Source organism: Streptococcus mitis (assembly GCF_002005545.1).
Taxonomy (GTDB): domain Bacteria; phylum Bacillota; class Bacilli; order Lactobacillales; family Streptococcaceae; genus Streptococcus; species Streptococcus mitis_I.
In genome coordinates this window covers 422,278-434,614 of the sequence record NZ_LBMT01000001.1, presented here as the reverse complement: position 1 = coordinate 434,614, position 12,337 = coordinate 422,278, and the positions used below count along the sequence as shown (strand labels likewise).

Genomic DNA, 12,337 nt, shown 5'->3' with positions numbered 1-12,337 from the left:
ACTAGAAAATACGGAAATATTCAAATTTTTATCTGTCAATTTTATGTAAATTACATTTACAGCATACTTTACACAAATCCGTAAATAGCAAGGCTGATTTATTTTGATAAATTACGGTTATTTCATTAAAAAAATGCTATAATTGAAGGGACTATATCGAAGGAGAATAAAATGACTAAACCCATTATTTTAACAGGAGACCGTCCAACAGGAAAATTGCATATTGGACATTATGTTGGAAGTCTCAAAAATCGAGTATTATTACAGGAAGAGGATAAGTATGATATGTTTGTGTTCTTGGCTGACCAACAAGCCTTGACAGATCATGCCAAAGATCCTCAAACCATTGTAGAGTCTATCGGAAATGTGGCTTTGGATTATCTTGCAGTTGGATTGGATCCAAGTAAATCAACTATCTTTATTCAAAGCCAGATTCCAGAGTTGGCTGAGTTGTCTATGTATTATATGAATCTGGTTTCATTAGCACGTTTGGAGCGCAATCCAACTGTCAAGACAGAAATTGCTCAGAAAGGATTTGGAGAAAGCATTCCGACAGGATTCTTGGTCTATCCAATAGCTCAAGCAGCTGACATCACAGCCTTTAAGGCCAATTATGTTCCTGTTGGGACAGATCAGAAACCAATGATTGAGCAAACTCGTGAGATTGTTCGTTCTTTTAACAATGCATATAATTGTGATGTCTTGGTGGAACCGGAAGGTATTTATCCAGAAAATGAGAGAGCAGGGCGTTTACCTGGTTTAGATGGAAATGCTAAAATGTCTAAATCACTCAATAACGGTATTTATTTAGCTGATGATGCGGATACTTTGCGTAAAAAAGTGATGAGTATGTATACAGATCCAGATCATATCCGCGTTGAGGATCCAGGTAAAATTGAAGGAAATATGGTTTTCCATTATCTAGATGTTTTTGGTCGTCCAGAAGATACTCAAGAAATTGCTGACATGAAAGAACATTATCAACGAGGTGGTCTTGGTGATGTGAAGACCAAGCGTTATCTACTTGAAATATTAGAACGTGAACTTGGTCCTATTCGTGAGCGCCGTATTGAATTTGCTAAGGATATGGGAGAAGTTTATAATATGCTTCAAAAAGGTAGTGAAAGAGCGCGTGAAGTTGCAGGTCAAACCCTATCTGAGGTTAAAGGAGCAATGGGACTTCACTACTTTAACTAGGCTTATTTTACAAGAAACTATCATTTCTATCTCGAAGAAAAGATAGTTTTTTATTTACCCCTGTAACATTTGACAAATTTTTATAGAATGGTATGATAGATACAATATAAAAAGAGTCAAGCTCAAAAAGAAAGAAAAGAGGAAACTTCGAATGTCTAATTGGGACACTAAATTTTTGAAAAAAGGTTTTACCTTTGATGATGTATTGCTTATTCCAGCTGAAAGTCATGTGTTGCCTAACGATGCAGATTTAACAACTAAATTGGCAGATAATCTGACTTTAAATATCCCAATTATTACCGCTGCCATGGACACAGTTACAGAGAGTCAAATGGCCATTGCTATTGCTCGTGCAGGCGGTCTCGGAGTTATCCATAAAAACATGTCAATTGCTCAACAAGCAGACGAGGTTCGTAAGGTAAAACGTTCTGAAAATGGAGTTATTATTGATCCGTTCTTTTTGACACCTGAACATACAATTGCTGAAGCAGATGAGCTTATGGGTCGTTACCGCATTAGTGGTGTTCCAGTTGTTGAAACACTTGAAAATCGTAAATTGGTTGGTATTTTGACAAACCGAGATCTTCGTTTTATTTCAGACTATAACCAACCAATCTCAAACCATATGACTAGTGAAAATCTTGTTACTGCTCCTGTGGGTACAGACCTTGCAACAGCTGAGAGTATTCTTCAAGAACACCGTATTGAAAAACTTCCGTTGGTAGATGAAGAAGGCCGTCTTTCTGGTTTGATTACTATCAAAGATATTGAAAAAGTTATTGAGTTCCCAAATGCTGCTAAAGATGAGTTTGGTCGTCTTCTAGTTGCAGGTGCAGTAGGTGTTACTTCAGATACTTTTGAACGTGCAGAAGCTCTTTTTGAGGCAGGAGCGGATGCGATTGTTATTGATACTGCGCATGGTCATTCTGCAGGTGTCTTGCGTAAAATTGCTGAGATTCGTTCTCATTTCCCAGATCGTACTTTGATTGCTGGAAATATTGCTACTGCTGAAGGTGCACGTGCCCTTTATGAAGCAGGTGTAGATGTTGTCAAGGTTGGGATTGGACCAGGTTCTATCTGTACTACTCGTGTGATTGCTGGTGTTGGTGTTCCACAAGTAACAGCTATCTATGATGCTGCAGCTGTTGCGCGTGAATATGGTAAAACGATCATTGCTGACGGTGGAATCAAGTATTCTGGAGATATTGTAAAAGCCCTTGCTGCAGGTGGAAATGCAGTTATGCTTGGATCAATGTTTGCTGGAACAGACGAAGCACCAGGTGAAACTGAAATCTTCCAAGGACGTAAGTTTAAGACTTACCGTGGTATGGGATCAATTGCTGCTATGAAGAAAGGTTCAAGCGATCGTTACTTCCAAGGTTCTGTTAATGAAGCAAACAAACTTGTTCCAGAAGGAATTGAAGGTCGTGTTGCTTATAAAGGTGCTGCAGCTGATATTGTCTTCCAAATGATTGGAGGTATTCGCTCTGGTATGGGTTACTGTGGTGCAGCTAACCTTAAAGAACTACACGATAATGCTCAATTTATTGAAATGTCTGGTGCTGGTTTGAAAGAAAGCCACCCTCATGATGTACAAATTACTAATGAGGCACCAAATTATTCTATGTAAAAAACAATCAAAAGAACTCCTGCGAAAACAGGAGTTCTTTTACAATGTTGTCAATTGTAATTTACAGAAACTTTACCATCCTGAATAGTGAAGATACTTAGATTTTCTGGCAGATTTTGAAGATGGTCTAAGCTTGTTGTTGTGATAAAGGTTTGGATTGAATGAGAAATCGTTTCTAATAATTTTAGTTGTCTAGTGTTGTCAAGTTCGCTCATAACATCGTCAAGTAATAATATCGGAGATTCTGTAGTAATACTTTCCATTAACTCGATCTCTGCTAATTTTATCGAGAGGACGAGACTACGATGTTGGCCTTGACTTCCGAAACTAGCATCCATCCCATTTATATAAAAAGAAATGTCATCTCGATGAGGACCGACACCAGTATTCTTTTTAAATAAATCTCTGGATCTACTTTTTTCTAAAGCAATTTTGAAAGATTCTGATAAGTCTTCCTTGTCAGTTATCTTTACAGAAGATTGATAGGATATTGACAGCTCTTCAATCTGATTAGAAAGTTCAAAATGTTTCTTACGACCAAAATGCTCTAGTTTTTTTATGAAATCTAAGCGGTGATTCATTACACGACATCCATAATCAACTAGCTGATCATCTAAGACTGAAAGGAAGGTTTCATCTATTTTTTGAGCTGATTTTAGATAAGTGTTTCTTTGCTTAAGAATATGGTTATAATTGGTTAAGTCTGATAGATAGATGGGCTTAATTTGCCCAAGCTCCATATCAATAAATTTTCGTCGAACCGAAGGTGATCCTTTAATTAGTTGTAAATCTTCAGGAGCAAATAAGACAACATTCATGCGTCCCACATAATCTGAAAGGCGTGCCTGTTTTAAGTGATTAACTTTTGTCACACGACCTTTTTGTGTTAGTTCGATTTCGAGAGGAATAGATCCCGTTTTTTTCTGAACAAGACCTGAAAGATGAAGTTGTTCCTCATCAAAATGAATGAGATTTTTATCGGTTCGAGTTCGATGACTACGTGTTAAGGCTAAAAAATAGATAGCCTCTAACATATTTGTTTTACCTTGTGCATTACGCCCTAAAAAGACATTTAATTTAGGATTAAAGTCTATTTTTGTCTCTTTGTAGTTACGAAAAGTTTTGAGAGATAGGTGTTGTAGCCACATGATTATCTACCAGGGAATCGCGGAGCTTGTTTGCTTTTGGGTGATGAAGTAGGTTTTGATTTGTCTTTTTTTACTCCTTTATTCATCTCCTTAACAAGTTTAGCGATTCGTTCTTTTTCAACTTTATCAGCTTGGTATTCATCTTGTTCTTCAGAAGTGGGTTGTGTCAACAAGATGTCAATGTCCATGTCAGGGATGTCAACTTTATCACCAATACGAAGTTTTTTACCGCGACGACTCTCTAATTCCCCATTAAAATAAACAGAATGATCAGAGAGAAATGATTTGATAGCTCCTCCGCTATGTGTAATTCCAAGTTCTTTGAGTAGTGCTTGGAGGGTAATAAATTCTTCAAATAATTTGTATTCCATAATTCACCTCAATCTTTGGTATTATACCATATTTTCCTAAAAATAGTGAGAGAAATAAGGAGAAATGAAAGCGATTTTTATTTCAAAAGTGTTACAGAGAACAAGAAAATTTCAGGTTTTCGTGATATAATAGAAGTCTGTATATAAGGAGGTAAATCATGGAGTTAGTGCATGGAATTTCAACACATTTTATCCAATCAAAGAAGTTTAAAACGAACAAAATCACCGTGCGTTTTACCGCTCCATTATCTCTTGATACGATTGCAGGTCGCATGTTGAGTGCGAGTATGCTAGAGACTGCTAATCAGATGTACCCCACTTCTCAAGATTTGAGAAGACATTTGGCCAGTCTATACGGTACAGATATGTCAACCAATTGTTTCAGAAGAGGGCAAAGTCACATTGTAGAATTGACATTTACCTATGTTCGTGATGAGTTTTTAAGTAGGAAAAATATGCTAACTTCTCAGGTTTTGGAACTAGTAAAAGAGACTCTTTTCTCACCCGTGGTAGTTGATAATGGATTTGATCCGTCCTTATTTGAAATTGAGAAAAAGCAATTGCTAGCAAGTTTAGCAGCTGATATGGATGATTCTTTTTATTTTGCACATAAAGAATTAGACAAATTATTTTTTCATGATCAACGTCTCCAATTGGAATATAGTGGTTTACGAAATCGTATTTTAGCTGAAACTCCACAAAGTTCTTATTCTTGTTTCCAAGAATTTTTGGCCAATGATCGAATAGATTTCTTTTTCCTAGGTGATTTTAATGAGGTTGAAATTCAAAATGTATTAAAATCATTTGGTTTTAAAGGTCGAAAAGGAGATGTGAAGGTTCAGTATTGTCAACCTTATTCCAATATCCTTCAGGAAGGTATGGTTCGGAAAAATGTGGGACAATCCATTTTAGAATTAGGTTATCATTGCCCTTCTGAATATGGCGATGAGCAACATTTACCCATGATTGTAATGAATGGTTTACTTGGTGGATTTGCTCATTCTAAGCTCTTTACAAATGTCCGTGAAAATGCTGGATTAGCTTATACTATTTCAAGTCAGCTTGATTTATTTAGTGGATTCTTGAGGATGTATGCTGGTATTGATCGAGAAAATCGGAATCAGGCTCGAAAAATGATGAATAATCAACTGCTTGATTTAAAAAAAGGATATTTTACAGAGCTTGAGCTAGAGCAGACCAAAGAAATGATTCGTCGGTCTTTGTTACTTTCTCAAGATAATCAATCTTCATTGATTGAACGTGCTTATCAAAATGCCTTACTTGGAAAATCTTCAGCAGACTTTAAAGGTTGGATTGCAAAACTCGAGCAAGTTGACAAAGATGCTATTTGTAGAGCAGCTAATAATGTGAAACTACAGGTGATTTACTTTATGGAAGGAATAGAATGACAAAGGTTGTTTTTGAAGAAAAATACTATCCAGCTGTAAAAGAAATGGTTTATCGAACTCGTTTGGCCAATGGATTGACAGTTGCTCTTTTGCCTAAAAAGGAATTTAAAGAGGTTTACGGGAGTGTCACTGTTCAGTTTGGTTCGGTAGATACGCTTGTCACAGAAGTTGACGGAGATGTAAAAGAATATCCTGGAGGAATTGCTCATTTTCTTGAACATAAATTATTTGAAAGAGAAGATTCTAGTGATTTGATGTCTGCTTTTACGAGTCTAGGTGCAGATAGTAATGCCTTTACAAGCTTTACAAAAACAAGTTATCTTTTTTCAGCAACGGATCATTTTTTAGAAAATTTAGAGTTACTTGATGAATTGGTAACATCAGCACATTTTACTGAAGATTCCATTTTAAGAGAGCAGGATATTATCCAGCAAGAACGAGAAATGTATCAAGATGATCCAGATTCGTGTTTATTCTTTTCAACCTTAGCGAATTTGTATCCTGGTACACCTTTATCAACAGATATAGTTGGAAGCGAGGAGTCTATTTCCCAAATCAATCTAACTAAATTGCAAGAAAATTTTACAAAGTTTTACAAACCTGTAAACATGTCTCTGTTTTTAGTTGGTAATTTTGATGTGGAGCAAGTACAGGACTATTTTGAAAGAAAAGAATTGAAAGATTTAGATGTTCAGGAAGTAGTAAGAGAAAAATTTGTTTTACAGGCTGTAAAGCAAACAGACAGTATGAGAATGGAAGTATCTTCTCCCAAACTAGCGATTGGGATTAGAGGTAAGCGAAAAGTTGCTGAAGCGGATTGCTATCGACATCATATTTTATTAAAATTATTATTTGCAATGATGTTTGGTTGGACTTCGGATCGTTTTCAAAAGTTATATGAATCAGGTAAAATAGATGCTTCCTTATCTCTTGAAATTGAAGTAACAAGTCGTTTTCATTTTGTTATGTTGACAATGGATACGAAAGAGCCAGTTGCTTTATCTCATCAATTTAGGAAGGCCATTCGTAATTTTACAAAGGATTTAGATATTACAGAGGATCATTTAGATATTATCAAAAGAGAGATGTTTGGAGAATTTTTCAGCAGCATGAATTCTCTTGAATTTATTGCAACGCAATATGATGCTTTTGAACATGGTGAGACAATTTTTGATTTACCAAAGATTTTACAGGAAATTACTTTAGAGGATGTCCTTGAAGCAGGGCATCACTTAATAGATGAAGGGGATATAGTTGATTTTACAATATTCCCATCGTAGTAACCTATCATAATAGACACTAGAAAGAAGGGATGACAAGTATGAGGAAAAAAACAATTGGTGAGGTTTTACGATTAGCTAGAATCAATCAGGGATTGAGTTTAGATGAATTGCAGAAAAAGACAGAAATCCAGTTAGATATGTTGGAAGCAATGGAAGCAGACGATTTCGATCAACTTCCAAGTCCTTTTTATACGCGTTCTTTCTTGAAAAAATATGCATGGGCTGTTGAGTTAGATGATCAAATTGTTTTGGATGCTTATGATTCTGGGAGTATGATTACTTATGAGGAAGTAGATGTTGATGAAGATGAGTTGACAGGTCGTAGACGTTCAAGTAAGAAAAAGAAGAAAAAAACATCCTTTTTACCTTTATTTTATTTTATCCTTTTTGCTTTATCGATTTTAATTTTTGTGACCTATTATGTTTGGAACTATATTCAAACTCAACCAGAGGGGCCTTCTCTTTCTAATTACAGTGTGGTTCAATCAACAAGTTCAATAAGTTCAACTAGCTCTGTTCCCCACTCCTCAAGTAGTAGTTCATCTAGCAGTTCTTCTAGTATAGAATCAGCTATAAGTGTATCAGGCGAAGGAAATCATGTAGAAATCGCTTATAAGACAAGTAAGGAAACAGTTAAATTGCAATTGGCAGTTTCAGATGTTACAAGTTGGATCAGCGTTTCAGAAAGCGAACTTGAGGGCGGTGTAACCTTATCGCCAGAGAAGAAAAATGCAGAAGCAACAGTTGCAACTAAAAGTCCTGTAACAATTACGTTAGGTGTTGTAAAAGGTGTTGCTTTGACAGTAGATAATCAGACTGTTGATTTATCGAAATTAACAGCTCAGACTGGACAAATCACTGTAACCTTTACTAAAAATTAAGGAAAAACGAATGAAAAAAGAACAAATTCCCAATCTCTTAACAATAGGTCGAATTCTCTTTATACCTATTTTTATCTTTATTTTAACGATAGGAAATTCGATAGATAGTCATATAGTGGCAGCTATTATCTTTGCTGTTGCCAGTATTACCGACTATTTAGATGGATATTTAGCTCGTAAATGGAATGTGGTCAGTAATTTTGGTAAATTTGCAGATCCTATGGCGGATAAGTTACTAGTTATGTCGGCTTTTATTATGCTGATTGAGTTAGGTATGGCTCCGGCTTGGATTGTTGCAGTGATTATCTGTCGTGAGTTGGCTGTGACAGGTTTAAGGCTTTTATTGGTTGAAACTGGTGGAACGGTTTTAGCAGCGGCAATGCCTGGAAAAATTAAAACTTTTAGTCAGATGTTTGCGATTATTTTCTTGCTATTACATTGGACTTTGCTTGGTCAAGTTCTACTTTATGTAGCCTTGTTTTTCACTATCTACTCTGGCTATGACTATTTCAAGAGTAGTGCCTATGTATTTAAAGGGACATTTGGTTCGAAATGAAATCAGTAATTGATGTAAAAAATCTTTCTTTTCGTTATAAGGAAAGTCAAGAATACTATGATGTGAAGGATATTACGTTTCACGTGAAACGTGGGGAATGGCTTTCGATTGTAGGGCATAATGGTAGTGGTAAATCAACGACGGTTCGTTTAATTGATGGCTTACTGGAAGCAGAATCCGGAGAGATTGTAATTGATGGCCAACGGCTGACTGAGGAAAATGTTTGGAATATACGTCGTCAAATCGGTATGGTTTTTCAAAATCCAGATAATCAATTCGTTGGAGCGACTGTTGAAGATGATGTTGCTTTTGGTTTGGAAAATCAGGGACTTTCTCGTCAAGAAATGAAAAAGAGAGTGGAGGAAGCTCTGGATTTGGTTGGCATGTTGGACTTTAAAAAGAGAGAGCCAGCGCGTCTATCAGGTGGCCAAAAGCAACGTGTAGCCATTGCAGGTGTTGTAGCCCTAAGACCAGCTATTTTAATCTTAGATGAAGCAACGAGTATGTTGGATCCTGAGGGGCGTAGAGAACTGATTGATACAGTAAAAGGAATTCGAAAAGACTATGATATGACCGTCATTTCCATTACACATGATTTGGAAGAAGTTGCCATGAGTGATCGTGTATTGGTCATGAAAAAAGGGTCAATTGAATCAACTAGTAGTCCAAGAGCTCTTTTCTCTCGAAATGATTTAGATCAAATTGGATTAGACAATCCTTTTGCCAATCAATTAAAACATTCTTTGAGCCAGAATGGCTATGATTTGCCTGAAAATTATTTGACAGAAAGTGAGCTAGAGGATAAGCTATGGGAATTGCTCTAGAAAATGTGAGTTTTACATATCAAGAAGGTACTCCCTTAGCTTCAACAGCTTTGACGGATGTTTCTTTGACGATTGAAGATGGTTCTTATACGGCTTTAATTGGGCATACAGGTAGTGGTAAATCAACTATTTTACAACTATTAAATGGTTTATTGGTGCCAAGTCAAGGGAGTGTGCGAGTTTTTGATGCCTTAATCACCTCGACTTCTAAAAATAAAGATATTCGTCAAATTAGAAAACAGGTTGGCTTAGTATTTCAGTTTGCTGAAAATCAGATTTTTGAAGAAACGGTTTTGAAAGATGTTGCTTTTGGACCACAAAATTTTGGAGTTTCTGAAGAAGATGCTGTGAAGATTGCGCGTGAAAAACTGGCTCTGGTTGGAATTGATGAATCACTTTTTGATCGCAGTCCGTTTGAGCTATCAGGTGGACAAATGAGACGTGTCGCCATTGCAGGCATACTTGCCATGGAACCAGCCATATTAGTCTTAGATGAGCCCACAGCAGGCCTAGATCCCCTGGGAAGAAAAGAGCTGATGAATTTGTTCAAAAAACTCCACCAGTCAGGGATGACCATTATCTTGGTAACGCATTTGATGGATGACGTTGCTGAATATGCAAATCAAGTTTATGTGATGGAAAAGGGACGTTTAGTTAAGGGGGGTAAACCAAGTGATGTCTTTCAAGATGTTGTCTTTATGGAAGAAGTGCAGTTGGGAGTACCTAAAATTACGGCCTTTTGTAAACGATTGGCTGATAGAGGCGTGTCATTTAAACGATTACCGATTAAGATAGAGGAGTTCAAGGAGTCGCTAAATGGATAGTATGATTTTGGGGCGTTATATCCCAGGGGATTCGATAGTTCACCGATTGGATCCACGCAGCAAATTACTGGCTATGATGCTACTGATTTTAATCGTTTTTTGGGCTAATAATCCCTTGACGAATCTAATTCTTTTTATAGCGACAGGGATATTTATTGCCTTGTCCGGAGTATCTCTTTCATTTTTTATTCAGGGCTTGAAATCTATGTTTTTCTTGATTGCCTTCACAACTATTTTTCAACTGTTTTTCATTTCTAATGGGAATGTTTTATTTGAGTTTTCGTTTGTGAGAATTACGGATTATGCTTTGCAACAAGCTGGAATTATCTTTTGTCGCTTTGTATTAATTATTTTCTTTTCAACTTTGTTAACCTTAACGACCATGCCCTTAAGTTTGGCCTCAGCTGTCGAAGCTTTGTTAGCGCCTTTAAAGCGTGTGAAAGTTCCAGTTCATGAAATTGGATTGATGCTGTCCATGAGTCTACGTTTTGTTCCGACCTTGATGGATGATACGACGCGGATTATGAATGCGCAGAAAGCACGTGGAGTGGATTTTGGTGAAGGAAGCATCGTTCAAAAAGTAAAGGCGATGATTCCCATTTTGATTCCTCTTTTTGCGACAAGTTTAAAACGTGCAGATTCCTTGGCTATCGCCATGGAAGCGCGTGGTTATCAGGGTGGAAAAGGCAGAAGTCAATACAGACAATTGAAATGGACTCGAAAGGATACGCTGACCATTCTTGTTGTTCTCGTACTTGGTTGTTGTTTATTTTTCTTAAAATCTTAGTAGATTTCAGGAATCGATAAAAAGTTACTGTAACAGTTTTTGATATAAAGGTAGGGATATGAACCGTTTTAAAAAATCAAAATATGTCATTATTGTTTTTGTCACTGTTCTGCTTGTCTCAGCTCTCTTAGCGACGACTTATTCAAGTACAATTGTGACAAAATTAGGAGATGGGATCTCATTGGTTGATAGAGTTGTGCAAAAACCTTTTCAGTGGTTTGATTCTGTTAAATCAGATTTGGCACATTTGACACGAACATATAATGAAAATGAAAGTTTGAAGAAACAGATTTACCAATTAGAAGTTAAATCAAATGAGGCGGAAAGTTTAAAGACGGAAAATGAACAACTGCGGCAATTGCTTGGTATGAAGTCCAAGTTGCAAGCTACAAAGGCTTTGGCAGCAGATGTTATTATGCGTTCTCCGGTATCTTGGAAGCAGGAATTGACCTTAGATGTAGGTAAATCAAAAGGGGCTTCTGAGAACATGTTAGCTATTGCAAATGGTGGCTTGATTGGGAGTGTTTCAAAAGTAGAGGAGAACTCTACTATAGTCAACCTTCTGACAAATACGGAAAATGCTGATAAGATTTCTGTTAAAATTCAACACGGCACTACCACAATTTATGGAATTATTGTTGGCTACGACAAGGAAAATGAAGTTCTTAAAATTAGTCAATTAAATAGCAATAGCGATATTAGTACAGGTGATAAGGTGACAACGGGTGGATTAGGAAACTTTAACGTTGCGGATATTCCTGTTGGTGAAGTGGTTGCCACAACGCATAGTACAGACTATTTGACACGAGAAGTAACTGTTAAATTGAGTGCAGATACTCATAATGTGGATGTGATAGAATTAGTGGGGAATTCATGATGAGACAGTTGAAGCGGGTTGGAGTGTTTTTATTACTTCCTTTCTTTGTTCTAATTGACGCCCATATTAGCCAGCTTCTGGGCTCATTTTTCCCCCATGTACATTTGGCTAGTCATTTTCTTTTTCTATTTCTATTATTTGAGACGATAGAAGTATCAGAGTACCTCTACCTAGTCTATTGTTTTGTGATTGGCTTGGTTTACGATGTTTACTTTTTCCATCTAATAGGGATTGCAACTCTCTTATTTATCTTATTGGGAGCCTTTCTTCATAAATTGAATAGTGTTATTTTATTGAATCGTTGGACAAGAATCTTGGCAATTATTGTCATGACTTTTCTATTTGATATGGGAGCTTATCTCTTTGCATTAGCGGTAGGTTTAACTGTAGATAGTCTGCCGATTTTTATCGTTTATAGCCTAGTACCATCCATGATTTTAAATCTTGTGTGGATGCTTATTTTTCAGTTTATTTTTGAAAGATATTATCTATAAGAAAGAAACAAAAATGTAACAAAGGCGTAATATTCATTAGGCCTTTTTTTGGTATA

13 protein-coding genes are annotated in these 12,337 nt (G+C 36.5%); 11 read left to right on the top strand and 2 right to left on the bottom strand.

Annotated features, from left to right (window positions below):
* The first annotated feature begins 171 nt into the window (after positions 1-171).
* Both trpS and guaB read left to right on the top strand, forming a co-directional pair.
* A complete protein-coding gene (gene trpS / locus QS39_RS02100) occupies positions 172-1,197 on the top strand; it encodes a tryptophan--tRNA ligase (protein WP_077804500.1) in 1,026 nt (341 codons plus the stop codon).
* 151 nt (positions 1,198-1,348) lie between these two features.
* The gene (gene guaB, locus QS39_RS02095) at positions 1,349-2,827 is read left to right on the top strand and encodes an IMP dehydrogenase (protein WP_000073420.1); all 1,479 of its coding nucleotides are present in this window, start codon (positions 1,349-1,351) and stop codon (positions 2,825-2,827) included.
* 50 nt (positions 2,828-2,877) lie between these two features.
* Here the strand turns inward: guaB and recF are convergent, their stop codons facing one another.
* Both recF and yaaA read right to left on the bottom strand, forming a co-directional pair.
* Positions 2,878-3,975 (bottom strand): DNA replication/repair protein RecF, encoded by a 1,098-nt coding sequence (recF, locus tag QS39_RS02090; RefSeq protein WP_077804499.1) that lies wholly within the window; start codon positions 3,973-3,975, stop codon positions 2,878-2,880.
* A 2-nt stretch (positions 3,976-3,977) separates the two neighbouring features.
* Complete coding sequence (yaaA, locus tag QS39_RS02085; protein ID WP_077804498.1) at positions 3,978-4,346, bottom strand: S4 domain-containing protein YaaA; 369 nt, start codon at positions 4,344-4,346, stop codon at positions 3,978-3,980.
* Positions 4,347-4,504: 158 nt separating this feature from the next.
* Here yaaA and yfmF point away from each other — a divergent pair, with 158 nt between their 5' ends.
* Genes yfmF through mreD form a run of 9 tightly spaced genes read left to right on the top strand, consistent with a single transcriptional unit; the run spans position 4,505 to position 12,281 of the window.
* Entirely contained in the window at positions 4,505-5,755 is a 1,251-nt protein-coding gene (gene yfmF, locus QS39_RS02080; protein WP_077804497.1) for an EF-P 5-aminopentanol modification-associated protein YfmF, read from the top strand.
* Positions 5,752-7,035, top strand: a complete 1,284-nt coding sequence (yfmH, locus tag QS39_RS02075) for an EF-P 5-aminopentanol modification-associated protein YfmH (RefSeq protein WP_077804496.1) — start codon at positions 5,752-5,754, stop codon at positions 7,033-7,035. The genes yfmF and yfmH overlap by 4 nt, the downstream gene beginning before the upstream one ends.
* A gap of 41 nt (positions 7,036-7,076) precedes the next feature.
* Positions 7,077-7,919, top strand: coding sequence for a cytoskeleton protein RodZ (gene rodZ / locus QS39_RS02070; RefSeq protein WP_180374983.1), 843 nt, complete (start codon positions 7,077-7,079; stop codon positions 7,917-7,919).
* Positions 7,920-7,929: 10 nt separating this feature from the next.
* Positions 7,930-8,475: a CDP-diacylglycerol--glycerol-3-phosphate 3-phosphatidyltransferase gene (pgsA, locus tag QS39_RS02065; RefSeq protein ID WP_077804494.1), complete on the top strand. Its 546-nt coding sequence runs from the start codon at positions 7,930-7,932 to the stop codon at positions 8,473-8,475.
* Positions 8,472-9,299, top strand: a complete 828-nt coding sequence (locus QS39_RS02060) for an energy-coupling factor ABC transporter ATP-binding protein (protein ID WP_033685654.1) — start codon at positions 8,472-8,474, stop codon at positions 9,297-9,299. Before pgsA ends, QS39_RS02060 begins: the two co-directional genes overlap by 4 nt.
* Positions 9,284-10,123 carry an energy-coupling factor transporter ATPase gene (locus QS39_RS02055; protein ID WP_077804493.1) on the top strand — a complete coding sequence of 280 codons (840 nt, stop codon included), beginning with the start codon at positions 9,284-9,286 and terminating at the stop codon, positions 10,121-10,123. Before QS39_RS02060 ends, QS39_RS02055 begins: the two co-directional genes overlap by 16 nt.
* A complete protein-coding gene (locus tag QS39_RS02050; protein WP_050242842.1) occupies positions 10,116-10,910 on the top strand; it encodes an energy-coupling factor transporter transmembrane component T family protein in 795 nt (264 codons plus the stop codon). Before QS39_RS02055 ends, QS39_RS02050 begins: the two co-directional genes overlap by 8 nt.
* 58 nt (positions 10,911-10,968) lie before the next feature.
* Positions 10,969-11,787: a rod shape-determining protein MreC gene (gene mreC / locus QS39_RS02045; protein ID WP_033678775.1), complete on the top strand. Its 819-nt coding sequence runs from the start codon at positions 10,969-10,971 to the stop codon at positions 11,785-11,787.
* Complete coding sequence (gene mreD / locus QS39_RS02040; RefSeq protein ID WP_077805503.1) at positions 11,787-12,281, top strand: rod shape-determining protein MreD; 495 nt, start codon at positions 11,787-11,789, stop codon at positions 12,279-12,281. The genes mreC and mreD overlap by 1 nt, the downstream gene beginning before the upstream one ends.
* Positions 12,282-12,337: the final 56 nt, after the last annotated feature.

What these genes read in the sequence shown, in the direction of transcription:
- trpS (WP_077804500.1), top strand. Translation starts at nt 172, where the DNA reads ATGACTAAACCCATTATTTTAACAGGAGACCGTCCAACAGGAAAATTG.
- guaB (WP_000073420.1), top strand. Translation starts at nt 1,349, where the DNA reads ATGTCTAATTGGGACACTAAATTTTTGAAAAAAGGTTTTACCTTTGAT.
- recF (WP_077804499.1), bottom strand. Translation starts at nt 3,975, where the DNA reads ATGTGGCTACAACACCTATCTCTCAAAACTTTTCGTAACTACAAAGAG.
- yaaA (WP_077804498.1), bottom strand. Translation starts at nt 4,346, where the DNA reads ATGGAATACAAATTATTTGAAGAATTTATTACCCTCCAAGCACTACTC.
- yfmF (WP_077804497.1), top strand. Translation starts at nt 4,505, where the DNA reads ATGGAGTTAGTGCATGGAATTTCAACACATTTTATCCAATCAAAGAAG.
- yfmH (WP_077804496.1), top strand. Translation starts at nt 5,752, where the DNA reads ATGACAAAGGTTGTTTTTGAAGAAAAATACTATCCAGCTGTAAAAGAA.
- rodZ (WP_180374983.1), top strand. Translation starts at nt 7,077, where the DNA reads ATGAGGAAAAAAACAATTGGTGAGGTTTTACGATTAGCTAGAATCAAT.
- pgsA (WP_077804494.1), top strand. Translation starts at nt 7,930, where the DNA reads ATGAAAAAAGAACAAATTCCCAATCTCTTAACAATAGGTCGAATTCTC.
- QS39_RS02060 (WP_033685654.1), top strand. Translation starts at nt 8,472, where the DNA reads ATGAAATCAGTAATTGATGTAAAAAATCTTTCTTTTCGTTATAAGGAA.
- QS39_RS02055 (WP_077804493.1), top strand. Translation starts at nt 9,284, where the DNA reads ATGGGAATTGCTCTAGAAAATGTGAGTTTTACATATCAAGAAGGTACT.
- QS39_RS02050 (WP_050242842.1), top strand. Translation starts at nt 10,116, where the DNA reads ATGGATAGTATGATTTTGGGGCGTTATATCCCAGGGGATTCGATAGTT.
- mreC (WP_033678775.1), top strand. Translation starts at nt 10,969, where the DNA reads ATGAACCGTTTTAAAAAATCAAAATATGTCATTATTGTTTTTGTCACT.
- mreD (WP_077805503.1), top strand. Translation starts at nt 11,787, where the DNA reads ATGAGACAGTTGAAGCGGGTTGGAGTGTTTTTATTACTTCCTTTCTTT.